This window comes from Sphingomonas flavalba (assembly GCF_047553045.1).
GTDB classification, from domain to species: domain Bacteria; phylum Pseudomonadota; class Alphaproteobacteria; order Sphingomonadales; family Sphingomonadaceae; genus Sphingomonas_L; species Sphingomonas_L flavalba_A.
Genome location: NZ_CP180208.1, coordinates 1,493,629 through 1,519,833 on the forward strand (window position 1 = coordinate 1,493,629; position 26,205 = coordinate 1,519,833).

At 67.0% G+C, this 26,205-nt stretch carries 27 protein-coding genes; 20 read left to right on the top strand and 7 right to left on the bottom strand.

Annotated elements, in window-relative coordinates:
* Nucleotides 1-103 precede the first annotated feature (103 nt).
* Together ACMT1E_RS07190 and ACMT1E_RS07195 are read left to right on the top strand one after the other, a co-directional pair.
* Nucleotides 104-1,714 carry a glutamate ligase domain-containing protein gene (locus tag ACMT1E_RS07190; protein ID WP_414903058.1) on the top strand — a complete coding sequence of 537 codons (1,611 nt, stop codon included), beginning with the start codon at nt 104-106 and terminating at the stop codon, nt 1,712-1,714.
* A 68-nt stretch (nt 1,715-1,782) separates the two neighbouring features.
* Nucleotides 1,783-2,211 carry a DUF6628 family protein gene (locus ACMT1E_RS07195; protein WP_414903060.1) on the top strand — a complete coding sequence of 143 codons (429 nt, stop codon included), beginning with the start codon at nt 1,783-1,785 and terminating at the stop codon, nt 2,209-2,211.
* Here the strand turns inward: ACMT1E_RS07195 and ACMT1E_RS07200 are convergent.
* Nucleotides 2,188-3,519, bottom strand: coding sequence for an AmpG family muropeptide MFS transporter (locus tag ACMT1E_RS07200; protein ID WP_414903062.1), 1,332 nt, complete (start codon nt 3,517-3,519; stop codon nt 2,188-2,190). The genes ACMT1E_RS07195 and ACMT1E_RS07200 overlap by 24 nt on opposite strands.
* A gap of 90 nt (nt 3,520-3,609) precedes the next feature.
* Here ACMT1E_RS07200 and ACMT1E_RS07205 point away from each other — a divergent pair, with 90 nt between their 5' ends.
* Nucleotides 3,610-4,740 (top strand): aromatic ring-hydroxylating oxygenase subunit alpha, encoded by a 1,131-nt coding sequence (locus ACMT1E_RS07205; protein ID WP_414903063.1) that lies wholly within the window; start codon nt 3,610-3,612, stop codon nt 4,738-4,740.
* Here ACMT1E_RS07205 and ACMT1E_RS07210 read toward each other — a convergent pair.
* Nucleotides 4,727-5,122, bottom strand: coding sequence for a response regulator (locus tag ACMT1E_RS07210; protein WP_414903064.1), 396 nt, complete (start codon nt 5,120-5,122; stop codon nt 4,727-4,729). The genes ACMT1E_RS07205 and ACMT1E_RS07210 overlap by 14 nt on opposite strands.
* A 164-nt stretch (nt 5,123-5,286) precedes the next feature.
* Here ACMT1E_RS07210 and ACMT1E_RS07215 point away from each other — a divergent pair, with 164 nt between their 5' ends.
* The 6 genes from ACMT1E_RS07215 to ACMT1E_RS07240 all read left to right on the top strand — a co-directional run bounded on the left by ACMT1E_RS07215 (nt 5,287) and on the right by ACMT1E_RS07240 (nt 12,411).
* Entirely contained in the window at nt 5,287-6,060 is a 774-nt protein-coding gene (locus tag ACMT1E_RS07215) for a pseudouridine synthase (RefSeq protein ID WP_414903066.1), read from the top strand.
* Nucleotides 6,060-6,578: a 16S rRNA (guanine(966)-N(2))-methyltransferase RsmD gene (rsmD, locus tag ACMT1E_RS07220; RefSeq protein WP_414903068.1), complete on the top strand. Its 519-nt coding sequence runs from the start codon at nt 6,060-6,062 to the stop codon at nt 6,576-6,578. The genes ACMT1E_RS07215 and rsmD overlap by 1 nt, the downstream gene beginning before the upstream one ends.
* Nucleotides 6,579-6,642: 64 nt before the next feature.
* Nucleotides 6,643-8,916, top strand: a complete 2,274-nt coding sequence (locus ACMT1E_RS07225; protein ID WP_414903070.1) for an ATP-dependent helicase — start codon at nt 6,643-6,645, stop codon at nt 8,914-8,916.
* Between the two features lie 44 nt (nt 8,917-8,960).
* Nucleotides 8,961-10,241: an MFS transporter gene (locus tag ACMT1E_RS07230; RefSeq protein WP_414903072.1), complete on the top strand. Its 1,281-nt coding sequence runs from the start codon at nt 8,961-8,963 to the stop codon at nt 10,239-10,241.
* The gene (gene cysK, locus ACMT1E_RS07235; protein ID WP_414903074.1) at nt 10,238-11,158 is read left to right on the top strand and encodes a cysteine synthase A; all 921 of its coding nucleotides are present in this window, start codon (nt 10,238-10,240) and stop codon (nt 11,156-11,158) included. Before ACMT1E_RS07230 ends, cysK begins: the two co-directional genes overlap by 4 nt.
* A 59-nt stretch (nt 11,159-11,217) precedes the next feature.
* A complete protein-coding gene (locus ACMT1E_RS07240; RefSeq protein WP_414903076.1) occupies nt 11,218-12,411 on the top strand; it encodes a cell wall hydrolase in 1,194 nt (397 codons plus the stop codon).
* On the opposite strand, the gene ACMT1E_RS07245 is transcribed toward ACMT1E_RS07240, so the two are convergent.
* From ACMT1E_RS07245 to hisI, 3 genes are all read right to left on the bottom strand, one after another.
* Nucleotides 12,344-14,125, bottom strand: a complete 1,782-nt coding sequence (locus ACMT1E_RS07245; protein ID WP_414903078.1) for an acyl-CoA dehydrogenase C-terminal domain-containing protein — start codon at nt 14,123-14,125, stop codon at nt 12,344-12,346. The two genes, ACMT1E_RS07240 and ACMT1E_RS07245, sit on opposite strands and share 68 nt — an antisense overlap.
* A gap of 35 nt (nt 14,126-14,160) precedes the next feature.
* The gene (locus ACMT1E_RS07250; RefSeq protein ID WP_414903080.1) at nt 14,161-14,580 is read right to left on the bottom strand and encodes a MerR family transcriptional regulator; all 420 of its coding nucleotides are present in this window, start codon (nt 14,578-14,580) and stop codon (nt 14,161-14,163) included.
* A 67-nt stretch (nt 14,581-14,647) separates the two neighbouring features.
* Nucleotides 14,648-15,007 (bottom strand): phosphoribosyl-AMP cyclohydrolase, encoded by a 360-nt coding sequence (hisI, locus tag ACMT1E_RS07255; RefSeq protein ID WP_414903312.1) that lies wholly within the window; start codon nt 15,005-15,007, stop codon nt 14,648-14,650.
* A 131-nt stretch (nt 15,008-15,138) separates the two neighbouring features.
* Between hisI and purF the strand changes: the two genes are divergently transcribed.
* Entirely contained in the window at nt 15,139-16,599 is a 1,461-nt protein-coding gene (gene purF, locus ACMT1E_RS07260; protein WP_414903082.1) for an amidophosphoribosyltransferase, read from the top strand.
* Nucleotides 16,600-16,636: 37 nt separating this feature from the next.
* Nucleotides 16,637-17,356, top strand: a complete 720-nt coding sequence (locus ACMT1E_RS07265) for an SDR family NAD(P)-dependent oxidoreductase (protein ID WP_414903084.1) — start codon at nt 16,637-16,639, stop codon at nt 17,354-17,356.
* Nucleotides 17,357-17,370: 14 nt separating this feature from the next.
* Here the strand turns inward: ACMT1E_RS07265 and ACMT1E_RS07270 are convergent, their stop codons facing one another.
* A complete protein-coding gene (locus ACMT1E_RS07270) occupies nt 17,371-18,039 on the bottom strand; it encodes a fumarylacetoacetate hydrolase family protein (RefSeq protein WP_414903314.1) in 669 nt (222 codons plus the stop codon).
* A 71-nt stretch (nt 18,040-18,110) separates the two neighbouring features.
* Between ACMT1E_RS07270 and pgl the strand changes: the two genes are divergently transcribed.
* Nucleotides 18,111-18,788 carry a 6-phosphogluconolactonase gene (gene pgl, locus ACMT1E_RS07275; RefSeq protein ID WP_414903086.1) on the top strand — a complete coding sequence of 226 codons (678 nt, stop codon included), beginning with the start codon at nt 18,111-18,113 and terminating at the stop codon, nt 18,786-18,788.
* Between the two features lie 9 nt (nt 18,789-18,797).
* On the opposite strand, the gene ACMT1E_RS07280 is transcribed toward pgl, so the two are convergent.
* Nucleotides 18,798-20,396, bottom strand: coding sequence for a phosphoenolpyruvate carboxykinase (locus ACMT1E_RS07280; protein ID WP_414903087.1), 1,599 nt, complete (start codon nt 20,394-20,396; stop codon nt 18,798-18,800).
* A gap of 193 nt (nt 20,397-20,589) precedes the next feature.
* Here ACMT1E_RS07280 and ACMT1E_RS07285 point away from each other — a divergent pair, with 193 nt between their 5' ends.
* From ACMT1E_RS07285 to ACMT1E_RS07320, 8 genes are all read left to right on the top strand, one after another.
* Nucleotides 20,590-21,303, top strand: a complete 714-nt coding sequence (locus ACMT1E_RS07285) for a response regulator transcription factor (protein WP_414903088.1) — start codon at nt 20,590-20,592, stop codon at nt 21,301-21,303.
* On the top strand, nt 21,272-22,852 hold the full coding sequence (locus ACMT1E_RS07290) for an ATP-binding protein (RefSeq protein ID WP_414903090.1): 1,581 nt from the start codon (nt 21,272-21,274) through the stop codon (nt 22,850-22,852). The genes ACMT1E_RS07285 and ACMT1E_RS07290 overlap by 32 nt, the downstream gene beginning before the upstream one ends.
* Nucleotides 22,849-23,283, top strand: coding sequence for an HPr kinase/phosphorylase (locus ACMT1E_RS07295; protein ID WP_414903092.1), 435 nt, complete (start codon nt 22,849-22,851; stop codon nt 23,281-23,283). The genes ACMT1E_RS07290 and ACMT1E_RS07295 overlap by 4 nt, the downstream gene beginning before the upstream one ends.
* Nucleotides 23,280-24,194 carry an RNase adapter RapZ gene (gene rapZ / locus ACMT1E_RS07300; protein WP_414903094.1) on the top strand — a complete coding sequence of 305 codons (915 nt, stop codon included), beginning with the start codon at nt 23,280-23,282 and terminating at the stop codon, nt 24,192-24,194. The genes ACMT1E_RS07295 and rapZ overlap by 4 nt, the downstream gene beginning before the upstream one ends.
* 31 nt (nt 24,195-24,225) lie before the next feature.
* Nucleotides 24,226-24,630 (top strand): PTS sugar transporter subunit IIA, encoded by a 405-nt coding sequence (locus ACMT1E_RS07305; RefSeq protein ID WP_414903096.1) that lies wholly within the window; start codon nt 24,226-24,228, stop codon nt 24,628-24,630.
* Nucleotides 24,627-24,899 carry an HPr family phosphocarrier protein gene (locus ACMT1E_RS07310; protein ID WP_414903097.1) on the top strand — a complete coding sequence of 91 codons (273 nt, stop codon included), beginning with the start codon at nt 24,627-24,629 and terminating at the stop codon, nt 24,897-24,899. The genes ACMT1E_RS07305 and ACMT1E_RS07310 overlap by 4 nt, the downstream gene beginning before the upstream one ends.
* A gap of 1 nt (nt 24,900) precedes the next feature.
* Nucleotides 24,901-25,716: a TrmH family RNA methyltransferase gene (locus ACMT1E_RS07315; protein ID WP_414903100.1), complete on the top strand. Its 816-nt coding sequence runs from the start codon at nt 24,901-24,903 to the stop codon at nt 25,714-25,716.
* Between the two features lie 61 nt (nt 25,717-25,777).
* Nucleotides 25,778-26,125, top strand: coding sequence for a GntR family transcriptional regulator (locus tag ACMT1E_RS07320; RefSeq protein ID WP_414903102.1), 348 nt, complete (start codon nt 25,778-25,780; stop codon nt 26,123-26,125).
* Nucleotides 26,126-26,205: the final 80 nt, after the last annotated feature.

Here is a 26,205-nt window from a genome sequence, read left to right on the forward strand (position 1 = left end):
GGCCCAGGGGCACCGGCGCACCGCTCCATGCCTCGAAGGGCTCCCGCTCCCGCGGGCGTGCGGTGCCGCAACCGCAACCGGACAGAGCCGAGCCGCCACCCGCATGGATTTCGCCCATTCCGCCGACCCGGCCGTTCAGCGCCAGCTCGACCGCCTGACCCTGCTGTCGCCGGGGCGCGACATCCTCGGCCTGCAACGCATCACAACCCTGCTCGCCCGCCTCGGCGACCCGCAATTGCGGCTGCCGCCGGCGTTCCATGTCGCCGGCACAAACGGCAAAGGCTCGACCTGCGCCTTCCTCCGCGCGATGCTGGAGGCGGCCGGCAAGCGCGTCCACGTCTATTCCAGCCCCCATCTCGTCCGCTTCAACGAACGCATCCGCCTCGCCGGCCGCCTGATCGACGATGCGCTGCTGGCGCCGCTGCTCGAAGAGGTGCTGGCCGTCGCCGGTGATCTTCAGGCGAGCTTCTTCGAGGTGACGACCGCCGCCGCCTTCCTCGCCTTCGCCCGCACCCCGGCCGACGCCTGCGTGATCGAGGTCGGGCTTGGCGGCCGGCTCGATGCGACCAACGTCATCCCGGCGCCGGTCGTCTGCGGCATCGCCCAGCTCGGTATCGATCATCAGGCGTTCCTTGGCGACAAAGCGGAACAGATCGCCGCCGAAAAGGCCGGGATCGTCCGTGCCGGCGTGCCGCTCGTCACCCTCGCTTATTCCGCCAGCGTCGCCGACTCGGTCCGCACCGTCGCGGCCGCCGCCGGGGCGCCGGTCCACAGCCTTGGTGAAGGATGGACGATCGACGAACAGCCTTTCGCCTATCGCGACCCGTTCGGCACCGTCCCCCTGCCAGAACCGGGCCTTGCCGGCGCCCACCAGCACCTGAACGCCGCCCTCGCCGTCGCGATGGTGCGCCACCAGCAGGCGATCGCGGTGTCCGACTCGGCGATCGCCACCGGCATTGCCGCGACCCGCTGGCCGGCGCGCCTCCAGCCGCTCGACCACGGCACCCTCGCCGCCATGCTGCCGCCCGGCACGACGCTGCTGCTCGACGGCGGCCACAATCCGGCGGCGGCCGAGGCGCTGGCCATCCATCTCGGCGGCCAGCATGTGACGATGATCCTCGGCATGCTCGCCAACAAGGACGCCGAAAGCTTCCTCGGTCTACTCGCGCCGATGATCGCCCGGCTGGTCGCCGTGCCGGTGCCGGATCACGATCATCATCCCCCGGCCACCATCGCCGCCACCGCCGCCGCGCTCGGCATCCCGGCCACCACCGCCGCCGACCTCCCCGCCGCCCTCACTATCGCCGCGTCTCCGACGACTGGCGCAACGGCAGAATCGCGCGAGCGCTCCGGCGCGCGCCCGGTCGCGAACGCACGCCCGGCTGCCCACATGCCCCCCGTTGCCGGCACGATCCCGGCCGATAGCGCGGCCCCGAACGGCTACGCGCCCCCTGACGACGGCGTTGCCGCGATAGGCGGCGCGATTCAGACCGGCAGCACGGCCCAGTCGAATACGAGGCCCCCAGCAGACTTATCGGCCCCGGCAGCCAGCACGGCTCCCGCCACCGCCACACCTCCCGCCACCAGCACGGCCCCTGCGGCCCGTACGGCTTTCGCCGCCAGCACCGGCCCCATGGCCCGCACGGTCCTGATCGCCGGCTCGCTCTATCTCGCCGGTGTCGCCCTCGCGCTCAACGGTACGCCGCCCGACTGAAATTATTGCGATTGACTTGCAATAGCGGTCTATGGTGTGATTTGACCCTGATAACCAAGGAGTCACCCATGCCCGCTGCCGCCGACTTCTCGACCATGCTGCCGCACCCGATTCCCGCTGACGACCGGGCGCGGCTGCTGCTGTTCGCGATCCGGCGCATGGCGGCGGGCGGCCTTGCCGACGCCCACGCCGCCGCCGCCTTCCTCGGCGCCTTCGGCAAGAGCTACCGCCGCCCCCTCGTCCTGCTGCGCGCGCTGATGGCGGAGATGGCGCGCGCCGCCGCCAACCCGATCGTCGTCGCCCCCTGCTGCTGCCCGCGGATGACCGAGGGGGAAGCAACGCTGTTGACCGCGATCGCGACATCGGAAGCCAACCCGCGCGGCGCCCGGCGGCATCTGGGCGCACTGTTGCCGAGCAGTCAGTCGCTTGGTGCCCTGTCGAGCGCGCAGGCGGTCAGCCGGGCCTTCGCCGATCTAGGCCGGCCGCTCCCCGCCTGAATCGGTCCCCGCCGTACCGATCGACCCATCGATCAGCCCGGACCGCATCATCAGCCAGAACAGCAGAATGCCCGGCACCGCCGCCAGCGTGGTCATCAGATAGAAATTCACATAGCCGAAGCTTTCGAGCAGCGCCCCGGCCGTCGTCCCGGTCAGGAACCGCCCGACGACGCTCGCCGCTGCGGAAATCAGCGCATATTGCGCGGCGGTGAACCGCAGGTCGGTCAGCGCTGAGAAATAGGCGACGACCGTCACCCCGCCGACCCCGCTGGCGAAATTCTCGAATCCGATCGCCACCGCCATGCCGATATTGCTGTGCCCGGCCGCCGCCAGCGCCGCGAAACTGAGGTTGGATACCGCCATCAGGATCAGGCTGAGCAGCACCGACCGCTTCATCCCCATCCGGGCATAGACGATGCCGCCGACGAAGATGCCGATCAGATAGGCCCAGAAGCCAAGGCCAACGTCGTAAAGCGCAATCTCGTCGTTGGTGAAGCCAAGCCAGTCGAACAACAGCCGCAACGTCAGGTTGGCAAGCGTGTCGCCGATCTTGTGGAGCAGGATGAACAGCAGGACGAGGAACGCCCCCTGCCTGCGGAAAAATTCGACCAGCGGCCCCGAAATCGCCTGCCAGCTTTCCGCCAGGCCGCGCTTGCCGCCCGGCGCGCGATGGCGCTCCGGCTCTCCGGCGATCAACCCGGCCAGCATCGCCGGCAGCGCCAGCGCCGCGCAGGCGAGATAGGCCGCCTCCCATCCGACCCGCGCCGCGACGACCAGCGCAATCGCCCCGGCCCCCGCCGACCCGATCCGCCAGCCATATTGCGACATGCCGGAACCGACGCCCAGTTGCTCCGGCTTCAGCAATTCGATCCGGTAGGCATCGATGACGATGTCGAACGTCGCGCCGGCAATGCCGACCAGAACCGCGGCATACGCCGTCTGCAACAGACTGGTTTGAGGGTCGACCAGTGCCAGATTGGCGACCGCCGCCATAACAAGCACCCCGGCGAAAATCAGCCAGGATACACGCTGGCCCAGCCGCCCGATTAGCGGCAACCGCACGCCGTCCACCACCCACGCCCACAAAAACTTCAGATTGTAGACCAGGAAGGCCAGGCTGAACGCGGTAACCGCTTTCTTGTCGATGCCGTCCTGTGCCAGCCGCGTGGTCAGCGTCGCGCCGATCATCGCGTAGGGGAAACCGGACGATATGCCGAGGAACAGCGCCGCCAGCGGCGCCTTCTCCAGATAGGGCTTCACCGACTCGATCAGGGATGGCCGCGCGGCCTGCGGGGGAATGGACGCCATCGGCGGAAGTGAGCGGCCCCACCCCGCCCCGTCAAGCCGGAACCGCCCTTGCCGTTCACGTCAACAGGAGTCATCCTGTTGGCCATGATCATGTCCACGCCCACTGCCGGACAGCTCGCGCTCGCGGATCGTATCGCCCATGGCGGTCCGGCACCCGTCGCGGCGATCAGCCATGTCGCCGCCGCCGCTTATACCGACCCGGCGCGGTGGGCGGCGGAGAAGACCGCGCTTTTCGACCGGTTGCCGCAGGTCATCGCCCCATCGGCGCTGCTCCCCCGACCGAACACGGCCGTGCCGCACGACGGTTTCGGCAAGCCGTTGCTGATCACCCGCGATGCCGACGGCCGTGCCCATGTCTTCATGAATGTCTGCCGCCATCGCGGCACGCGGCTGGTGGAGGGGATGGAGGCACAATACGCCCCGCGCCTCGTCTGCCCCTATCATGCCTGGAGCTACGCGCTCGATGGAAAGCTTGTCGGCCTGCCCCGCGCCGACAGCTTCCCCGGCCTCGACAAGACAAGCTACGGGCTGGTCGAGTTGCCGAGCCGCGAAACCAGCGGGCTGATCTGGTTCGCCTTCGCCACGGATGCGGATTTCACCGCCGCCAGCGCAGTCGGACCGGATTTCGACGCCTTCGGGCTTGGCGGACTACATCTGTTCAGGCGCCACACCCACGACGTCGCCGCGAACTGGAAACTGATCATGGACGCTTTCCTGGAAAGTTATCACGTCCAGCGGCTGCATGCCGGCACGATCGGGCCATTTTTCAAGGACGGGGTCACCGCCGCCGACAAGATCGGGCCGCACCAGCGATCGGCGGTCGGACGCGTGGCGGAACTGGCGGCGCTTCCCCCCGGCGACTGGCCGGCGCTACGCGCCGCGGTTACCTTCGCCTACCAGTTGTTTCCTGCGACGGTGATCGTCGTCAGTCCGGATTATGTGAACCTGATGGTGCTGATGCCGCGTGGTCACGATCGCGTTCTGGTTGAGGATTTCATGCTGATCCCGGAAGCACCGGCAACGGAAAAGGCGCGCGACCACTGGCAACACAGCTGGGACCTGCTCGACACCGGCGTGTTCGGTGGCGAGGACTTTCGCGCTGCCACCCTGGGCCAACAGGGCCTGGAATCGGGCGCGATCGAGTGGCTTACGCTGGGGACGCTGGAAAGCGGCGTCCGCCATTTCCACGAGGAAATCGAGTCGCGACTCAATACAGGCTGAGGCCGGCGGGTATGTGTTCCGGCGCTTCGCCTCGCATCACCGCCTGCACCGCATCGATCACCTGCCGCAACTGGCGGTGCCCATAGGGCTTCATAAGGCAACCAACAGCGAATTGCCGTGCTTCCGGCGGGCAGGCGCCGGTGACGAACAGCGTGGCGATTCCACGTGCATGCGCCGCCCGCGCCACCGCCATCCCATCACCATTGTTCGACAATGCGACATCGGCCAGCACCAGATCGATCGGTTCTGTTTCGATCACGGCCAGCGCCTGCGCCACGCTGTCGACAGTCGCCACCACATGATAGCCCTGTTCGATCAGAAAATGCTCGCTGTCGAATGCGATCAGCGGCTCGTCCTCGACGATCAGGACCCGCTCGATCATTCGTGTCTTTCGGTCAAACAGCATTGCCGCTCCGTCCCGTTTGGGCCATTGCCGCGCTTGTCAGCCTTGCGCGCCATTGCCCACCGGGGAAGACAACGCCGCAGGCGCCGGTTCGGCTCAACAGCGTTCCGGCACCATGTGATTTTTTCGAAGGACCAAGGTCGATGCCGCCGCCCCGCCGCCCGTACCCCGCCCAACCACGCCGATCCGCTACAGACAGCGGCGATCAGCGCATCGCCAAGCTGCTGGCCCGCGCCGGCATCGCGTCGCGGCGAGAGGTGGAGCGGATGATCGCGGACGGCCGGATCGCGCTTGACGGCAAACCGGTCGAAACGCCCGCCACGATTCTCCCCTCGCTGAATGGCGTCACGGTCGACGGCAAACCAGTGGCGCCGGCAGAGCCTACCCGCCTGTTCCGCTACCACAAGGCAGCGGGTCTGCTGACGACGGAGCGCGACCCGAAGGGGCGGCCGACGATTTATAGCCGCCTGCCCGCCGGCCTGCCCCGGATCATGCCGGTCGGCCGGCTCGACCTCAGCACCGAAGGGCTGCTGCTGCTAACCACAGACGGCGGCCTGAAACGGCAACTGGAGCTACCGGCGACCGGGGTCGAGCGGACCTATCGTGCCCGCGCCTACGGCCAGATCAGCCAGGCGGCGCTGGAGGAGTTGATCGAGGGGGTGACGATCGACGGCGTCCGATACGGATCGATCGACGCGAATCTGGAGCGCCGAACCGGGGCCAATGTCTGGATCGAGCTGAAGCTGCGCGAAGGCAAGAACCGCGAAGTGCGGCGCGTTCTGGAGCATCTGGGCCTGAAGGTGTCGCGCCTGATCCGCACCGCTTATGGCCCATTCCCACTGGCCGATCTGCCGATCGGCGCGGTGGACGAAGTGCGCCCACACGATCTCGCCGTGTTCCGGAAGACGCTGCGCTGATGCGGATCATCGCCGGCATCTGGCGCGGCCGTCCGCTGACCGCTCCCGCCGGCCATGCCACCCGCCCGACCAGCGACCGCACCCGCGAGGCGCTGTTCTCCATGCTGGCGAGCCGGCTCGGCACGTTCGAGGGGCTGCGTGTCGTCGATCTGTTCGCCGGCAGCGGCGCGCTTGGTTTCGAAGCGTTGTCGCGCGGGGCCGCCCATTGCACCTTCGTTGAGCAGGATAGCGCGGCGATCGCCGCAATCCGCGCCAACGCCGCAAAACTTGGCGCGACGGCGGACATCCGCACCCAGTCGGCTACCGTATTTGCCGGCGGGCCGTTCGACCTGATCTTTGCCGACGCGCCATATGGCAGCGGCCTTGGCCAGCAGGCGCTGGCACGGGTGGCGCTGGCGCCGGGCGGCTGGGCCAGCATCGAAACCGCGCGCGATGAAGCCGTTACCGTTCCGGGCTTCGTCGTTGCCGCCGAGCGGGTGCACGGCAAGGCCCGGCTGACCCTGCTGCAACCGGCGTGATCGGACCGGGCGGTGCCGTCCGTCGACGTTGCGCTTGCCGTTTCTGTTCCCTAACTGTTCACCGATGACCCTTCCCGCCCCCTCACCGGACGATCCGCCTTATCTGGCTGGCCTCAACGCGCCGCAGCGGCAGGCGGTGCTGACCACCGACGGCCCGGTTCTGGTGCTGGCCGGCGCCGGCACCGGCAAGACAGCGGCGCTGACTGCGCGCCTCGCCCACCTGCTCTACACCCGTAAGGCGTGGCCGTCTGAACTGCTTGCCGTCACCTTCACCAACCGCGCGGCGCGGGAGATGCGCGAGCGCGTCGGCCGGCTGGTCGGCGACGCGGTGGAGGGTATGCCCTGGCTTGGCACTTTCCACGCGATCTGCGCGAAGATGCTCCGCCGCCACGCCGAGCTGGTCGGGCTGGAAAGCAATTTCACCATTCTCGACACCGACGATCAGCTGCGGCTGATGAAGCAGCTGATCCAGGCCGCGAACATCGACGAGAAACGCTGGCCGGCGCGCCAGCTGGGCGGCCTGATCGACCGATGGAAAAACCGGGGGTGGACCCCGGCGGATGTTGACGCTGGTGAAGCGGCGGGCTTTGCCGATGGCGCCGGCCAGCGCCTCTACGCCGCCTATCAGGACCGGCTTCGCGCGCTGAACGCCTGTGATTTCGGCGACCTTCTGCTCCACATGCTGACAATCCTGAAGCGCGACCGGGCGGTGCTCGCCCAGTATCAGGAGCGGTTCCGCTACATTCTGGTCGACGAATATCAGGACACCAACAGCGCCCAGTATCTGTGGCTCCGCCTGCTCGCGCAGGAGCGGAAGAACATCTGCTGCGTCGGCGACGACGACCAATCGATCTATTCCTGGCGTGGGGCGGAGGTCGCCAACATTCTGCGGTTCGAGCAGGATTTTCCCGGCGCGGCGATCATCCGGCTGGAACAGAATTACCGTTCCACCCCGCATATCCTTGCCGCCGCATCCGCTGTCATCGCCCATAACGGCAGCCGCCTCGGCAAGACGTTGTGGACCGAAGCCGACGCCGGCGAAAAGGTGCGGGTGCTGGGCGTGTGGGACGGGCCGGAGGAAGCGCGCCGTGTCGGCGAGCTGATCGAGGACGGTCAGCGCCGCGGCGAGCCGCTTGACCACCACGCCATCCTCGTCCGCGCCCAGCACCAGACCCGCGAGTTCGAGGACCGGTTCATCTCGATCGGCCTGCCTTATCGCATCGTCGGCGGCTTCCGCTTCTACGAGCGTGCCGAGATCCGCGATGCCCTCGCCTATCTCCGCCTCGTCAATCAACCGGCGGACGATCTGGCGTTCGAACGGGTGGTCAACGTGCCGAAGCGCGGCCTTGGCGCCAAGGCGGTCGAGACGATCCACCGCGCCGCGCGCGCCGAGCACATGCCGCTGACCGCCGCGGCCGCCCAGTTGCTCGACAGCGACGAACTGACGGCCGCCGCTCGCCGTTCGCTCGGCAGCTTCGTCGCGGCGATCGCCCGCTGGCGGGACATGGCGCAGGGCCTGCCGCACCCGGAACTGGCACGACAGATATTGGAGGAATCGGGCTATACTGCGATGCTGCAGGCCGATCGCACCGCGGAATCAGCGGGGCGGCTCGAAAACCTGACCGAACTGGTCCGGGCGATGGAAGAATATGAAACGCTCGGTGCCTTCCTGGAACATGTCAGCCTGGTCATGGACAATGACGCCCGCGCCGATGAGGCGAAGGTGACGATCATGACCATCCACGCCGCCAAGGGTTTGGAGTTTCCGACCGTCTATCTCGCCGGGTGGGAAGAGGGGATTTTCCCGTCGCAGCGCGCGCTCGACGAAGGCGGTCTGCCCGCGTTGGAGGAGGAGCGCCGCCTCGCCTATGTCGCGTTGACCCGGGCGCGGCGTCAGGCTGTCATCCTCCACGCCGCGAACCGCCGCATCTACGGCCAGTGGACCAGCGCGATCCCGTCGCGCTTCATCGACGAACTGCCAGCCCCCCATGTCGAGACCGAATCGAGCATGACCGGCGGCGAAAGCTTGTGGCGCGCCAACTGGTCGGAGCGCGCCGACCCGTTCGCCAATGTCGCGCGCGGCACCGGCCGTGGCCCCGGCTGGCAGCGCGCCGTGACCGGCGGCCTCGACCGGTCGCCGACCCGCATTGTCGAAGCCCGCGCAAGCGCCGTCAGCCTCGGCAACAAAGGGCGCGGCGATCTTGCGGTTGGCATGCGCGTGTTTCATCAGAAATTCGGCTATGGCCGGATCGACGCGATTGAGGGTAACAAGCTGGAGATCCGGTTCGAACAGGCCGGATCGAAACGGGTGATCGACAGTTTCGTTACGATCGCCTGATCTGTAGAGAGTTCCGATCGACCTTGCCGTTGGGCGCCGCTTCCGTGAACCCAATTCCCCATCCCTTCGCCTTCCCGGCCTTTCGTGCCTATTTCGTCGCGCGACTGACGGCCACGCTGGCGCAGATGGCTATGGTGATCGTCATCGGCTGGCAGGTGTACGACATCGCCCGCGGCAAGCTGGGCATGACGCCGAAGGAGGCGGCATTTCAGCTGGGATTGGTCGGTGTGGCGCAGTTCCTGCCGCTGCTGCTGCTGACGCTGGTGGTCGGCTGGGTAGCGGACCGGATCGACCGCCGCTGGATCGCCCGTGCCGCCGTTTGCCTGGAACTGTGCTGCGCGCTGGCGCTGATGCTGCTGACCTGGACCGACACGATCAACCTGCCGGCGATCTTCGTGGTCGCGGCGCTGCTGGGTGTCGCCCGCGCCTTCGCCGGCCCGGCGTTGCAGGCGCTCGCACCCAATCTGGTGCCGCCACCGGTACTGCCGACCGCGATCGCGATGAGTTCCATCGCCTGGCAGGCGGGTGCGGTCTTTGGCCCCGCGCTCGGCGGCCTGCTCTATGCGCGCTCCCACGCGCTGCCTTACGAGATGTCGGCGCTGCTGTTCACCGCATCGTTCATCGCGTTGATGCTGATCGGCCGGGTCCGCCTGCCAACGCTGGTCGCCGATTCGCCCTGGCGCCAGATGATCGACGGGTTGCGCTATGTCAGGCATAACCGGCTGGTCCTCGGCGCTATCTCGCTCGACCTGTTCGCGGTGCTACTCGGCGGCGCGACGGCGATGCTGCCGATCTACGCGCGCGATATCCTGCATGTCGGCGCGCAGGGCCTGGGCGAATTGCGCGCGGCCCCGGCGGTGGGCGCGGTGCTGACCGCCCTCTGGTTTTCGTGGCGCCCGCTCAAACACAATGTCGGGGCCAAGCTGCTGGTGGGTGTCGCGGTGTTCGGCGCCGCGACGGTAGTGTTCGGGTTTTCCCGGTCCATGCCGCTGTCGCTGGCGATGCTAACCTTGCTTGGCGCCGCCGACATGCTGTCCGTTTATGTCCGCCAGTCGCTGATCCAGATCTACACCCCGGACGCGATGCGCGGCCGGGTAGGCGCCGTGTCCACTCTGTTCGTTTCCGGGTCTAATGAACTGGGCGAAGCGGAATCCGGCTTTCTGGCCGCAGCGATCGGCCCGGTCCCTGCGGTTGTCGCCGGCGGAGTGGGCGCAATAGCGGTTGCCATTTTGTGGGCCCGCTGGTTTCCCGAACTGCGCAACGCCTATACATTCGACCCGCCCGCGTCCCTGGAGGACGTTCCGATCAAGGAGACCGTTACATGAAGGCCGAGAGCATTCTCGACACCATCGGCAACACCCCCCATGTCCGCATGCGCCGGCTGTTCGGCGACGCGGAGGTGTGGATCAAGTCGGAACGCACCAATCCCGGCGGTTCGATCAAGGACCGCATAGCGCTCGCGATGATCGAGGATGCGGAGCGTTCCGGCGCGCTGAAACCGGGCGGCACGATTGTCGAGCCGACCAGCGGCAACACCGGCATCGGCCTGGCGATGGTCGCGGCCGTCAAGGGCTACCGCCTGATTCTGGTGATGCCCGAAAGCATGTCGCTGGAACGACGGCGGCTGATGCTGGCTTACGGTGCGAGTTTCGACCTGACGCCGCGCGACAAGGGGATGAAGGGCGCGATCGAGCGCGCGCTGGAACTCGTCGCGGCGACGCCCGGCGCGTGGATGCCGCAGCAGTTCGAGAACCCGGCGAATGTCGCGGTTCACGCCCGCACGACGGCCGAAGAAATCCTCGCTGACTTCCGTGACACCCCGATCGACGCGATCATAACCGGGGTCGGCACCGGTGGCCACATCAGCGGGGTTGCCGAACGGCTGAAGCCGGAATGGCCGAACCTCAAGGTTTTCGCCGTAGAGCCGGCTTTGTCGCCGGTGATCTCCGGCGGCCGACCCGGCCCGCACCCGATCCAGGGGCTTGGCGCCGGGTTCATCCCGGACAACCTTCACACCAAGGCGATCGATGGCACCATTTTGGTCGACGCCAATGACTCGAAGGAAATGGCCCGTCGCGCAGCGCGCGAGGAAGGTATGCTGGTCGGCATTTCGTCCGGTGCAACGCTGGTCGCGATCGCCCAGAAGCTGAAGGACCTGCCCACCGGCAGCCGCGTTCTCGGCTTCAATTACGATACCGGCGAACGCTATCTGTCGTTGCCCGACTTCTTGCCGGAGGCGTAAGCGGTCGCACCGCAGTGCAACGGTCGCGCGCTCTTTTCCCGCCGGCAGCATGGGTGATCGTGACGATCCTTCTGCTCGCAGTGGGATTGGGTGCGGCAAGCTGGATGAAGGCGCGCACCGCCTCGGCGACGGGCGGTGCGCGCCCACCGCCCCGTCCCGCGCCGCCCCCGCCGCCCGTCGAACCGCTGGAGTTGCGCGCTCTCAGTCGGGATGCAGCGGTCGCGATCAACGCCGCCGTGCCGTTTGCGCGCGGCCCGAACCCGGCGGCCCGACCATTCCGATTGAAGGATAGCGGCGCCGACCGGGCAAGGGCGATCGACTGTCTGGCGGCGGCGATGCTGTACGAAGCCGGTGCTGCCGACGCCGACGGCCAGCGGGCCGTCGCGCAGGTCGTCATCAACCGACTGCGTCACCCTGCCTTCCCCAAAACGATCTGCGGCGTGGTCTTTCAGGGCCAGGAGCGGTCGACCGGGTGCCAGTTCACCTTTACCTGCGACGGCGCGCTGGCCCGTGTGCCGCCGCGACCAGCCTGGCGGGCGGCGCAGCAGCGGGCAGAACGGGCGCTTTCGGGCACGGTGTTCAAGCCGGTCGGCTATTCAACCCATTACCATACCGACTGGGTCGTGCCCTACTGGAGCGCGAGCCTGGACAAGGTGGCCGCGGTGAACAGCCATCTGTTTTTTCGCTGGGCCGGATGGTGGGGCACGCCGCCCGCCTTTCGCTTCAATTCAACCGGGCCGGAACCGACGATCGCCAGGATCGCCTTCCTATCGACCGTGCACCGGCCAATACCGTTGCCGACTCCATCACCCGGCGCCACCGGAGTTGCCGCGCTGGCCGTGCTACCCGCCAGCAAGCCGCGGCGCGTGACCACGGTCTCGGCGGCGCGCGACACATTTCTCGTGGTCCTCGATCCGGGCGCTTCGCCCGACAGCTACCCGGCGCTGGCGCTGGAAACATGCGGCGACCGATCGTTCTGCAAATTCGTCGGCTGGACCGATGTGGCGAAGGCGGCGGAGGCCCTGCCGCTCAGCGACGCGCATGTTGCCAATCAGGCGTTCAGCTATTTGCGCAACCGCGCAAACAGCTTCGAAAAAATGCTGTGGAACTGCGCGCAGTTCAAGCGCCCTCACCCGGACCAGTGCATGAAGGCGCCGCCGCCAGTGCCCAGCCCGTCGCCCGCAACTACGCCGCGAACTGCCCCGGCTCCAGCGCCATCAGCGTCTCCGCACCCGCTTCGATCTCCCGCCTGAGCGCGCCCGCCTGAGGCATCATCCGGGCGGCGAAGAAGCGGGCGGTCGTGCGTTTGGCCTGTGCGAAATCGCTGTCGTCGCCGCTGACCGCTCGCACCGCGCGCAACCACATCAGGCCCAGCGCGACGATGCCCATCAGGTGCAGGTACGGCGTTGCCGCCGCACCGGCATTATTCGGGTTGGTCATGCCGTGCTGCACCAGCCACATCGTCGCGGCCTGCAACTGGCCCAATGCCTTTTCCAGCGCCGCCGCGACTTCGGCGGCATCGGCATCGTCCCTGGCGTCGGCCGCTTCTGCCGCGACAAGCGCGAAGAAAGCCTGGATCGCCCGACCGCCGTTCTGGGCCAGCTTGCGCCCGACCAGATCCATCGCCTGGACACCGTTGGCGCCTTCGTAGATCATCGCGATCCGGGCATCGCGGACATATTGTTCGACACCGGTCTCGACGATGTAGCCGTGGCCGCCGAACACCTGTTGGGCGTTGGTGGCGATGCGGTAGCCCATGTCGGTGCCATAGCCCTTAATCACTGGAGTCAGCAGCGAGATCAGGTCGTCGGCCGCCTGCCGCTCCTCCTCTCTCTCCGCCTTGTGGCTCAGGTCGACCTGAAGCGCGCCCCACAGACACAGCGCCCGCAGCCCTTCGGTCAACGCCTTGCCTTCCATCAGGGTGCGGCGAATGTCGGGATGGACGAACAGCGTGTCCGCCTTTTCGTCCGGCTCGGCCGCGCCGGTCAGCGCCCGGCCCTGCCGCCGCTCGCCGGCATAGGCGACCGCGTTCTGATGGGCGATCTCGCCCTGCGCCAGCCCCTGCAGTCCAACGCCGAGGCGCGCCGCGTTCATCATGATGAACATCGCCGCCAGCCCCTTGTTGGCCTCTCCGACCAGATAGCCGGTCGCCCCATCATAATTCATCACGCAGGTGGCATTGCCGTGAATGCCCATCTTGTGCTCGATCGAGCCGCAGGACACGCCGTTGCGCGCGCCAAGGCTGCCGTCGTCGTTGACCAGATGCTTCGGCACAATGAACAGCGATATCCCTTTCACGTTATCCGGCGCACCGCTGATCTTGGCGAGGACCAGGTGGATGATGTTGCTGGTCAGGTCGTGCTCGCCGGCAGAAATGAAAATCTTGGTGCCGGTGATACGATAGCTGCCGTCTTCCGCCGGCTCGGCCCGCGTGCGGATCAGCCCCAGATCGGTGCCGCATTGCGGCTCCGTCAGGTTCATCGTGCCGCCCCATTCGCCGGAGACCATCTTCGGGACGTACAGCGCCTTCTGCTCGTCCGATCCCTTGGCAAGGATGGCGGCGACCGCTCCCATCGTCAGCCCGTTATACATCGCAAAGGCCATGTTGGCCGAACACAAATACTCTTCAAAGGCAGTGGCGACGACATGCGGCATGCCCTGCCCGCCAAATTCCTCTACCCCGCCCAGCGTTCCCCATCCGGCCGCGACGAACTGGTCATAAGCGCCCTTGAACCCCGCCGGGGTCGTCACCGCTCCGTCCGCATGGCGGGTGCACCCCTCGGCGTCTCCGCTTTGGTTCAGCGGGAACAGCACTTCTTCAACAAATTTCGCGCCTTCGGTCAGCACCGCGTCGATCACGTCAGGCGCGGCGTTCTGGAAACCGGCAAGGTTGCTGTAACGTTCGAGCCCCAGCATCCGGTCGAGAACGAAGCGTGTATCGCGGATCGGCGCGGTGTAGATCGGCATGTCCAGACTCTCTCCAGAAGAACGGCGGGCTAAGATCAGTCGGCGGCGTCGACCTGGGCGACCGCATCAACGAAACGTCGCAACTCGTCGATCGTCGCATCGATGTCCCGCTTTTGCGCCTCCAGCATCTTCACCCGGGCGGAGCATTTCTCGATCGTCACGCGCCGCTGTTCCTGGCGGCCGTCGCCGATGTCGTAGAGATCGATCATCTCGCGGATTTCGCCGAGCGAGAAACCGACACGCTTGCCGCGTAAAATCCACGCCAGCCGGGCGCGATCACGCTTCGAGTAGATCCGGGCGGTTCCGCGCCGCTGCGGCGCGATCAGCCCTTCGTCCTCATAGAAGCGCAAGGCGCGGGCAGTGACGTGAAACTCCTCCGACAGATCGGAGATCGAATATTGATGCCGGTTGCGCGTATCCGGCGTGTCAACTGTCGCGTGATGCTGCGTAGCCATACGCCATCATAGATTGACGTTTACGGAATGATCAATTGACAATATTGACAGCAACGCCGCGCGACCCTCAGTCGCGCACCAGCCCGTCTCCGTCGATCCGTCGGTAAAAACAGCTTCGTTCGCCGGTATGGCAGGCAGGGCCGGCTGCGTTTGCCTGCAACCATATCGCATCCTGATCGCAGTCGATCCGCATGTCGACGACGCGGAGTATATTGCCGGACGTTTCGCCTTTTTTCCATAAACGCCCGCGGCTTCGCGACCAGAAATGCGCCTCGCCGGTCGAACGGGTCAGCGCCAGCGCCGCCGCGTTCATGTGTGCGACCATCAGCACCGTTCCATCGGCCGCGTCAGTCACGACCGCGGTGATCAGACCTGCCGCGTCGAATTTCGGCGCCAGCACGACGCCCTGCTCATGATCGTCGCTCATGCCCCACTGGCTAGCCCCGGTTACGAATCGCGTCCAGCCGTTCGTGACCAAGCCATTATGTGACAAGAGGGCGACAAACCGGCCCGGCGTTCCTATATGGCGGGCAACGTGCATCCGTGGGCCGGGATTCGATGCTGACGACCAATCCGTTCGACGACGACAAACTGCATGAGGAATGCGGTATTTTCGGTATATGGAATGCCGAGACCGCGTCGGCGATGACCGCCCTTGGCCTTCATGCGCTCCAGCATCGCGGCCAGGAAGCCGCGGGCATCACCAGCTGGGACGGCGAACATTTCCACACCCATCGCGCAATGGGCCATGTTGCCGGCAACTTCGACCGCGACGAAGTGATTCGCGGCCTGCCCGGCCGGGTCGCCTGCGGCCATGTCCGCTATTCGACAACCGGCGAAACGGCGCTGCGCAACGTCCAGCCGCTCTATGCCGACCTCGCCAGCGGCGGCTTCGCCGTCGCCCATAACGGCAATATCTCCAATGCGCTGAAGCTGCGGCGGGAACTGGTTCGGCGCGGCAGCATTTTCCAGTCGACCTCCGACACCGAAACGATCATCCATCTTGTCGCGACCAGCGCCTATCGGACGCTGCTCGACAAGTTCATCGATGCGCTGCGCCAGGTCGAAGGCGCTTACTCGCTGATCTGCCTGACGCCGGAAGGGCTGATCGCCTGCCGCGATCCGCTCGGCATCCGCCCGCTGGTCATGGGCAAGCTCGGCGATGCCATCATCTTCGCTTCCGAAACCGTCGCGCTCGACGTTGTCGGCGCGGAATATGTCCGCGCCATCGACCCAGGCGAGATCGTCATCGTCACCGAGGGGGACATCCGCTCGATCCGCCCGTTCGCGCCGATGAACCCCCGCCCGTGCATTTTCGAGCATGTCTATTTCTCGCGGCCTGATTCGATTGTCGACGGCGCGTCCGTCTATACCGTGCGCAAGGCGATTGGCGCCCAATTGGCCACGGAAGCGCCGGTTGACGCCGATCTGGTCATTCCCGTCCCGGATTCCGGTGTGCCCGCCGCGATCGGCTATGCGCAGCAATCGGGCATCCCTTTCGAACTGGGCATCATCCGCTCCCACTATGTCGGGCGCACCTTCATCCAGCCGGGCGACAAGGTCCGTCACCTTGGCGTCAAGCTGAAGCATAACGCCAACCGCGCCCTGATCGCCGGGCAGCGTATCGTGCTGATCGACGACTCGATCGTGCGTGGCACCACTTCGCTCAAGATCGTGCAGATGATGCGCGATGCCGGGGCGAAGGAAGTGCATATGCGCATCGCCAGCCCACCGACCCGGCATAGCTGCTTCTACGGTGTCGACACGCCGGAACGCGCCAAGCTCCTCGCCGCGAAGCTCGATGTGCCGGGTATGAACGACTATATCCACGCCGACAGCCTGGCATTCGTGTCGATCGACGGACTCTACAAGGCACTTGGCCAGGAACGCCGCGCCGCCGTCCGCCCGCAATTCTGCGATGCCTGCTTTACCGGCGACTATCCGACGACCCTGACCGATCAGGACGACCTTGGCGCGTCCACCGACCAGCTTTCGCTGCTCGCCGAACGGGTGATCTGACCGCCCCGCCTGCCGTCGTTCCCAAACGAGACCCGCCATGACCGATACAAAACCCCTTGCCGACCGCCTTGTCCTGGTAACCGGCGCCAGCCGCGGCATCGGCGCCGCGACCGCCGAGGCCCTGGCCCGCGCCGGCGCCCATGTCCTGCTCACCGCCCGCACCAGCGGCGGACTTGAGGAGGTGGAAGAACGGATTCACGCCGCCGGTGGTAGTGCGACGATCGCGCCGATGGACCTCGTCGACAGCGACGGCGTCGCCCGTCTGGCCGCCGCGATCGCCGAACGCTGGACGGCGCTCGATGCGCTTGTTCTGAATGCCGCGATGCTTGGCAGTCTGGGGCCGGTCCAGACGATCGACCCGAAGGAATTTGCGCGGCTACTGACGCTCAACATTACGGCGCAGCAGGCGCTGATCGCAGCGTTCGACCCAATGCTGCGGGTGGCGCAGGGTGGCGGCAGCGTCATAGCCGTCACATCCAGCGTCGGCCGGGCGCCGCGCGCCTTCTGGGGCGCCTATGGTGCGTCCAAGGCCGCACTCGAAACGTTGGTTGGCGCCTATGCGGAGGAACAGCGCAACCTCGGCAAGGTGCGCGTCGCGATCGTCGATCCCGGCGCCACGCGGACGCGGATGCGCGCCAACGCTTTCCCCGGCGAGGATGAGACGTCCGTCAAGCCGCCGGAAGTCGTTGGTGATCGTATCGCAGCGCTGCTGACCGCCGGGTTCGAAACCGGCCATTTCGAACGGATCGCCGGCTGAACGAGGCGACTCGGCTACACCGCGAACGTCACCTCAACCGGCGGAACTCCCGCGATCTCACCGCGCACCGTTTCTCCGCGCCGGATCGGCCCGACGCCGGACGGCGTGCCGGTGAAGATCAGATCGCCGGGGGCAAGCGCGACCCAGGTCGACAGCCCGGTGATGATCTCCTCGACGCTCCAGATCATCCGGTCGATGTCGGAGTCCTGACGGACAGCGCCGTCGATGCTGAGGCTGATCCGGCCCGACCGCGGCGGCATACCCCGTACGATCGCGCCGACCGGGGCCGAATTATCGAAGCCCTTCGCCATGTCCCACGGCTCACCCGCCGCCTTCGCGGCCGCCTGCAGATCGCGCCGGGTCAGGTCCAGCCCGGCGGCATGCCCGAAGACCAGCGCCCCCGCGTCGGCGACGGTGACGTTTTCACCGGCCGCGCCGATCGCGATGACCAGTTCTATCTCATGATGCAGATTGTCTGTCCGACTGGGAAAGGGCAGCACCGCGCCACTCGCGACTACCGCGCTCGCCGGCTTTGAGAAGAAGAACGGAAACTCCCGATCCGGATCGACACCCATCTCGCGGGCGTGGTCGGCGTAATTCCGCCCGACGCAATAGATACGCCGAACTGGAAACCGCTCAATTGTACCCTCGATTGCAATCGTCACCGGGTCCAGCGTGAACATCGCCAACGCCCTTTCCTCCATAAACCTTTCAGGCCGTGGCGCCGTAGCGCCGACGCGGGCATATACACGCGATGACGACGGAACACAGCCATGCCACGCCAGCCTCGATCGCCGACGCGATCGGACAGGCGCTCGCCACCGCCATCGCCGAACGCGGCACGGCATTGATCGCGGTTTCGGGTGGCCGCTCGCCGATCCCGATATTCCACGCTCTACGCAGCCGGCCGCTGGACTGGAGCCGGGTAACCGTAGCGCTTGTCGATGAACGCTGGGTCGCGCCGGATCATCCTGACAGCAACGAGCGCCTGGTCCGCAGCGAACTGCTTGTCGATCGTGCCGCAGCGGCCGCGTTCGTGCCGATGAAAAATGCGGCGGCGGACGCGCGCGGAGGTCAGCCCGGCTGCGAAGCGGCCTACCGCGCCCTGCCCCGCCCATTAGACATCATTCTGCTCGGCATGGGCGAGGACGGGCATACCGCATCGCTGTTTCCCGACGCGCCAGAACTGCGCGCCGGGCTGGAAACGGATGCGCTGACCATCGCGGTCACCCCGCCGGCGGCACCGCATCAGCGCCTGTCACTCACCCTCTCCGCCATTCTGGCGAGCCGGCGGATCATCCTGCCGATCAGCGGCGCGGCGAAAAGGGCGACCTATCAGGCCGCCCTCTCTCCTGGGCCGGTGGAAGCGATGCCGATCCGCGCCGTCCTTCGACAGGGAGGTACGCCGGTCGAACTGTGGATCAGCGATTGACGCCGTGCGTCAGGCGACGCGCGGCGCGGACTGGCGTACGCCGTCGTCGACATGCGCCTCGAACTGGGCGAAGTTGGCGATGAACTGATCGACCAGCTTCCGCGCGGTCGCGTCATAGGCCGCCTTGTCCGCCCAGGTTTCGCGCGGGTCGAGGATATTCGGATCGACGCCGGGTGCGCTGACCGGAACCTGAAAGCCGAAATGCGGATCGGTGCGGAACGCGACATCGTTCAGGCTGCCGTCGAGCGCGGCGTTGAGCAAGGCGCGGGTCGCCTTGATCGGCATCCGGCTGCCGGTGCCATAGCTGCCGCCGGTCCAGCCGGTGTTGACCAGCCAGCAATCGACGCCGCCCTTGGCGATCCGTTCTTTCAGCAGGTTGCCGTAGACCGAGGGGTGGCGCGGCATGAACGGGGCGCCGAAGCAGGTGGAGAAGGTCGCCGTGGGTTCGGTCACGCCGATTTCGGTACCGGCGACGCGGGCGGTGTAGCCGGACAGGAAATGATACATCGCCTGTTCGGGTGTCAGCTTGGCTATCGGGGGCAACACGCCATAGGCGTCGGCGGTGAGCATGATAACATTGCGGGGCACCGGCCCCATATTGTCAGCCGAAGCATTGGGAATGAAATCAATGGGATAGGAGCCGCGACTGTTCTCGGCGAGCGTCGCGTCGTCCAGGTCGATCTCCCGCGTCTCGCGGTCGATGACGACATTTTCGAGGATCGTACCGAACCGCTTGGTCGTCGCGTAGATCTCCGGCTCCGCATCCGCCGATAGGCGGATCATCTTGGCGTAGCAGCCGCCTTCGAAATTGAACACGGCGGTGTCCGACCAGCCATGCTCGTCATCGCCGATCAGCGTGCGGCTGGCATCGGCGGACAGCGTCGTCTTGCCGGTGCCCGACAGGCCGAAGAACACCGCGGTATCGCCGCCCGGCCCGATATTGGCCGAACAGTGCATCGGCATCACGCCCTGCACCGGCAGGCGGTAGTTGAGCAGGCCGAACACCGATTTCTTCATTTCGCCGGCATATTTGGTGCCGCCGATCAGGATAAGCTTTTCCGACAGGCTGACGCCGATGATCGTTTCGCCACGCGACCCGTGCCGGGCCGGGTCAGCGCGGAAGCTGGGCAGGTCGATGATCGTGTATTCCGGAACGAAGCCGGCCAGTTCCGCGCGATCCGGCCGGACCAGCATCGTGCGGATGAACTGGCTGTGCCAGGCAAGCTCGGTGATGACCCGCACGTTCAGCCGGTATTCCGGTTGAGACCCGCCGTAGAGGTCCTGTACGAACAGCGTTTCGCTGGCACCGAGCGCGGCAAGGAAATCGGCCTTCAGCGCGGCGAACTGGTCCGGCGTCATGCTCCTGTTGGTGTCGCCCCACCACACCGTGTCCTCCGTTTCCGCATCGCGGACGAAGAATTTGTCCCTGGCGGCCCGGCCGGTATGGGCGCCGGTTTCGACGACCAGCGGGCCGTCCTTGGCGAGGATGCCTTCGCCCCGTGCCAGCGCCAGTTCGACCAGCTGCGCGGGCAGCAGGTTCCAGTGGACGGTGGCGCCGGTGGTAATGCCCTGTTCGGCGAGGGCGAATGACGGTTTGGTGATGGACACGATCAAAACTCTCCCGGTCGACGGGCGTTTGCCCGCGCCGGGGCCCACCCGTTCAAAATTGCCATGCAGGGGGATTTCACTAGTCGAAACGCGCCAGACCGGTCAAACGACGAACGTCATTAACTTCGCGCGATTGCCGCGCGCCGCCCGTTGGTCTAGCACGCGACGGAGGCCGTTTTTCAGGAGGATCGGGATGTCGGCGGTGATCGCCCTGGTCGACGACGATCGCAACATCCTTACGTCCGTGTCGATCGCGCTGCAGGCAGAGGGCTTTGTCACCCGCCTGTATTCGGACGGGGAAGCGGCGCTGAAGTCGCTGCTCGACAACCCGCCGGACCTGGCGGTGTGCGACATCAAGATGCCGCGCATGGACGGGCTGGAGCTGCTCCGCCGGCTACGGGAGAAATCCGCGCTGCCGGTCATCTTTCTGACCTCGCGCGATGACGAGCTGGACGAGGCGCTGGGCCTGGCGATGGGGGCCGACGACTATATCGCCAAGCCGTTTTCGCAGCGGTTGCTGATCGCCCGCATCCGCGCCATCCTGCGCCGCGCCGACCTGACCCGGCTCGGTCCGGCCGGCGACACGGATGGCGAACCGGTCGCCGAACCGATCCTGCGCGGCCGGCTGGCGATGGACCCGGCCCGGCACCGGGTCACCTGGGCCGACAAGGAGGTGACGTTGACCGTCACCGAATTCCTGATCCTGGAATCGCTGGCCCAGCGCCCCGGCGTCGTCAAATCGCGCAACCAGTTGATGGACGCCGCCTATCAGGACGACGTCTATGTCGACGACCGCACGATAGACAGCCATATCAAGCGCCTGCGCCGCAAATTCCGCCAGGCCGACCCACAATTCGAGGCGATCGAGACGCTGTATGGCGCCGGATACCGATTTTCCGAAGATTGAGGATGAAACCCTCAAGCTGCGCTGGTCGGCGCGGGTCTCGCTGACTTCGCGCATTCTTGCGGTCAACATCTTCGCGCTGGCCATGCTCGCCGGCGGTTTCTTCTACCTCGACAGCTACCGGTCCCGGCTGATCGATTCCCGCCTGCACGCGGCGGTGCGCGAAGCGGGGTTTATGGCGGAGGCGCTGTCCACCGCCACCCCGGCGGCACGCCCGGCGCTGGCCCTGCGCCTTGCCGACCGCAGCGGCGCCCGGCTGCGCGTCTATGGCGCGGACGGCGCGTTGCAACTGGACAGCTGGCGGCTGGCCCCGCCCAATTACATCCTGCGCGACCCCGACGAGGAAGCGTGGCAGCGCCATGTCGCCCGTTTCATGGACCGGGCAATCGATTTCGTCGTCGGTGCCGACCAGCCGCCGCCGTTCCACGAACCGGCGCGCGATACCGCCGACGCATGGCCGCTGCTGCGCGAGGCACGGCAACAGCAGCGGATCGCCGCCGGGCTGTCGCGCGCGCCGGACAGCACGCCGATGATCACCGCCGCGTCGCCGCTTGCCGCCGGCGGCGGGCTGGTCGTCACCGCCAACGAGCGCGCGATCACCCGTACCGTCCGCGCCGAACGGTTCCGGCTGGGCGTGGTGCTGGCGCTGATCATCCTGGTATCCGTGCTGCTGTCGCTGTTCCTGGCCCGCACCATCGTCCGCCCGCTGCGCCGGCTGGCGCGTGCCGCCGTCCGCGTGCGGCTGGGCCGGGCGCGCGAGGTGGTGGTGCCGCGCCTGCCGTCGCGCCGCGACGAGATCGGCCTTCTCGCCCGCGCGGTATCCGACATGAGCCAGGCCCTGCGCCAGCGGATCGACGCGACCGAGGCGTTCGCGGCGGATGTGACCCACGAACTGAAGAACCCCCTCGCCTCGCTGCGTTCCGCCGCCGATACGCTGGCGAGCGTCCGCGACCCGGACGCGCAGACGCAACTGCTGGCGATCGTGCAGGACGACATCCGCCGGCTCGACCGGCTGATCACCGACATCGCCGAGGCGGCGCGCGCCGATGCCCAGTTGTCCCGCGCCAAATTCGAGCCGATCGACCTGGGCCAGCACCTGGAAAAACTGATCCGCAACTGGGAGGCGCGCCAGCCGGACAGCGGCGTCCGCGTTGCATTCGCCCGGCCGCGCATTGGCGTGGCGGTGGTGATGGGCGAGCCGTCCCGGCTGGTCAGGGTGTTCGAGAATCTGCTCGACAACGCCGTGTCCTTCTCTCCGCCGGGCGGCGTCGTCCGTGTCCTTGCCACCCAGGTCGACGGCGACGTCGTCGTCCGGGTCGAGGACGAGGGACCGGGGGTGCCCGCCGCCCAGCGCGACGAGATTTTCCGCCGTTTTCACAGCCTGCGCCCCGAAGGCGAGGGCTTCGGCCGCCATTCCGGCCTCGGCCTCGCCATTGCCCGGACGATCGTTGAAGCCCATGATGGCACGATTTCCGCCGAGGACCGCACCGACGGCATGGCCGGCGCCAGCTTCGTCATCCGTCTGCCGGCCGTGGGAGCGCCGCAACCATGACCACCCTGTCGACCGAGATGGTGCATGCGACCGCGGTGTCGATCCACGGCCGCGGCGTGTTGATCGAAGGGAGATCGGGCAGCGGCAAGTCCGACCTCGCGCTGCGCCTGATCGACCGGGGTGCGCTGCTGGTGTCCGACGATCAGGTGCTGCTGACCCGCGAGGGCGCCCGGCTGATCGCCACCGCGCCCGCGACCATAGCCGGCAAGATCGAGGTGCGCGGCCTTGGCATCCTCGATCACTATCACCGCGAACGGGTGGAGATTGGCCTGATCGTCCGGCTCGACGACGCGGTGGAGCGGATGCCGGATGCGCCGGAGGCGCACAGCATCGCCGGCGTCGCGGTGCCGGTGGTGACGGTGTTACCGTTCGAGGCATCCGCGCCGATCAAGGTCGAGCTGGCGCTGCGCATCCACGGCCTGCCGGCATGACGACGCGCAAACGCATCCTGCTGATCACCGGCATGTCCGGCGCCGGCAAGTCGACCGCGCTCGACACGCTGGAGGATATGGGCTGGGAGGTGGTGGACAACCTGCCACTGACCCTGCTCGACCGGCTGCTGCGCACGCCACCGGCCGGCGGGACCGACGAAGGGCGCCCGCTTGCCGTCGGCATCGACAGCCGGACGCGGGGATTTGCCGCCGACGGCATCATCCGCCGCATCCAGACGCTGCGCGATGACCCGCTTTACGAACTGACCACGCTGTTCCTCGATTGCGCCGGCGCGGAGCTGGAGCGCCGCTATTCCGAGACGCGGCGGCGCCACCCGATGGCGCTCGACCGGCCGGCGGCCGACGGCATCGCCCGCGAGCGCGAGCTGCTGGCGCCGCTGCGCCGCGATTTCGGCGTGATCCTCGACACCACCGGGTTCAGCCGCAACGACCTGCAGCATGACATCCGCGCGCGGTTTTCCGGCGAGCGCGGCGCGACAACGACACTGCTGATCCAGTCTTTCGGCTTTGCACGCGGATTGCCGCGCAATGCCGATCTGGTGTTCGACATGCGGTTTCTGCGCAATCCGCACTGGGACCGGGAATTGCGGCCGCTGACCGGCCTTGACGGCGACGTCGCCGCGTATGTGGCGGAAGACCCCGCCTATGCGCAGGCCGTCGCCCAGATCGAATCGCTGCTGTTGCTGCTGCTTCCGCGCTATGCGCTTGAAGGTAAATCCTATGTCAGCGTCGCCTTCGGCTGTACCGGGGGGAGACACCGATCCGTCCATGTCGCCGAGCGGGTTGCCGCCACCTTGCGCGCCGGCGGTTTTTCCCCCACGGTCCAGCATCGCGACCTGGCCACAACGCCGAAGGACGCGATCGAGGATCGCCGCAACGGCAGGCCATGAACGGTATGAACCGCAGTTTCCAGAGGATTAGATGATCGGTTTAGTGCTGGTTACGCACGGCAGGCTTGCCGCCGAGTTCGTGGTGGCGATGGAACATGTCGTCGGTCCGCAATCCGCGATCGAGACGATCTGCATCGGACCGGAAGACGACATGGAACTGCGCCGGGCGGAAATCGCCAAGGCGATCGAGACGGTCGATACCGGCCAGGGCGTCATCGTGCTGACCGACCTGTTCGGCGGCACCCCGTCCAACCTCGCGATTTCGCTGATGGTGCCGGGCAAGATCGAGGTGATCGCCGGCGTCAACCTGCCGATGCTGATCCGGCTGGAAGGCGCGCGCCGGACGATGGAAGTCAAGGACGCGATCGCCGCCGCGCGCGAGGCGGGGCGCAAGTATATCTCCGTCGCATCGGAAGTGCTCGGGGAGACGGCGTGAGCCGGATTGCCCGAACCGTCCGCATCGCCAACAAGCGGGGGCTGCATGCCAGGGCCAGCGCCCGTTTCGTGACGATGGCCAGCGGGCTTGAAGCGACCGTGCACGTCGAAAAGGACGGTTCCAGCGTCACCGGCACGTCGATCATGGGGTTGATGATGCTGGGCGCGGCGATGGGCGATGAGGTGACGATCAGCGCCGAGGGCGACGGCGCCGAGCTGGCGGTGGCCCAGCTGGCGCAGCTGATCGAGGATCGGTTCGGCGAGGACTGAAATGCCGCGCGAGATCACCGCCTATTCCAACCCGCTGATCAAGCGCGTCCGCAGCCTGCGCGACAAGCGGCACCGCCGGGCGGAAGGGCTGTTCCTGGCCGAAGGGCTGCGCATTCTGGCCGAGGCGGAGGAAGCGGGCACCCTGCCGCTGATGCTGTTCCACGCCCGCGACAGCGCCGACCACCCGATCGTCCGCCGCCTGTCCGCCGCGACGGAGGCAGCCGGCGGCGACGTGATCCAGACGGTGCCGGATATTCTCCACAAGCTGTCCGGCAAGGAAAACCCGCAGACGGTGATCGGGGTTTATGCGGAGCGGCTGACGCCACTGGAATCGATCGACCGGGCGACCGCGCCGATCTGGATCGTCGCGCAGAGCCTGCGCGATCCCGGCAATCTCGGCACGATCCTGCGGACCGGCGACGCGGTCGGCGCCGGCGGCCTGATCCTGCTCGACGAGAGCGCCGACCCGTTTTCGGTCGAAGCAGTGCGCGCCAGCATGGGGGCGCTGTTCACCCAGGCGATCGCCCATGCCGCATGGCCGGACTTCATCGCCTGGCTGCGCGCCGGGCCGGGGCAGCTGGTCGGCACCAGCCTGAACACCGACACCGATTATCAGGCGCCCGCCTATCGGGCGCCGGTGTTCATCCTTGTCGGCAATGAATCCCACGGCCTGCCCCCCGCTTACGAGGCGGCGTGCGACCTGCTGGTCAAGATGCCGATGCGCGGCAAGGCCGACAGCCTGAACGCGGCTGCGGCGACGGCGGTGATGGCCTATGAGGTGCTGAACCAGCAGCGGCGCGGCGCGGCAACCATCTGAAACCGCCGGGAAACCTGCATTGCGCTTGACGCGCGATGCCGTGTTAAGGCACTAAGGCAGCATGGCCGAAAACGATCGCCCCGTCTATCTGCAACTGCGCGACCGCATCGCCGATGCGATCCTCGACGGCCGGTACCGGGACGGCGACATGCTGCCGTCGGTGCGCGCCTTTGCCGCCGAACAGGGCGCCAATCCATTGACCGTCGCCAAGGCGTATCAGCTGTTTCAGGACGATGCGCTGGTCGTCGTGCGCCGCGGCGTCGGCATGTTCGTCGCCGACGGCGCCACCGCCCGGCTCCGTGCCAGCGAGCGGCAGGCGTTCCTGACCGAGGAATGGCCGCGCATCCGCCGGACCATCGACCGGCTGGGGCTAAATGCCGCCAGCCTGCTCGACCGGGCCGACGCCTGAAACAAATCACCTGAATTGCGGGTTATGCGGGTGTATTCGTAACCATCGATGCCTATAGCACCCCTCATTCATCATTCTGG